At 60.6% G+C, this 535-nt stretch carries 1 protein-coding gene; it reads left to right on the forward strand.

From position 1 onward, the window contains the following. Window positions 1-535, forward strand: a 535-nt coding sequence (locus tag VSX56_RS20785) for a flavin monoamine oxidase family protein (protein WP_350939394.1), incomplete at both ends; no start/stop codon positions are given.

The following is a 535-nucleotide window of genomic DNA, read 5'->3' on the forward strand; positions in this document are numbered from 1 at the left end:
CGAGACGCTTTATGCTGCGGTGCTCAGCACCTGCCAGACCCATCTTCTGACCACCGCGATCGAGGTCGAGGAGAGCCTCTTTGACCAGAAGCTGTGGATGGCGCTCGACCGCACCCGCTATATGCAGGCGGCCAAGACCTTCGTGATGGTGGACCGTCCCTTCTGGAACGATACAGATGCGACGGGCAGGCCCGTCATGTCGATGACCCTGACCGACCGTCATACCCGCGGCACCTATTTCTTCGATAACGGGCCGGATAAGCCCGCCGTGATCTGCCTGAGCTATTCGTGGATGACCGACGCGCTGAAGGTGCTGCCGCTTCCGACCGAAAAACGGGTGGATCTGGCGCTGAAGGCGTTGGCCAAGATCTATCCCGATGTCGATATCGCCTCCCATATCCGCGGCGCGCCGATCTGCGTCAGCTGGGAGGCGGACGAGAACTTCCTCGGCGCTTTCAAGGGCGCTTTGCCCGGTCATTACCGCTATACCCACCGCATCTATGGCCATTTCATGCAGGAGCATATGCCCGAAGCC

Origin of the sequence: Thioclava kandeliae (assembly GCF_040297545.1) — a bacterium.
Taxonomy (GTDB): Bacteria; Pseudomonadota; Alphaproteobacteria; order Rhodobacterales; family Rhodobacteraceae; genus Thioclava; species Thioclava kandeliae.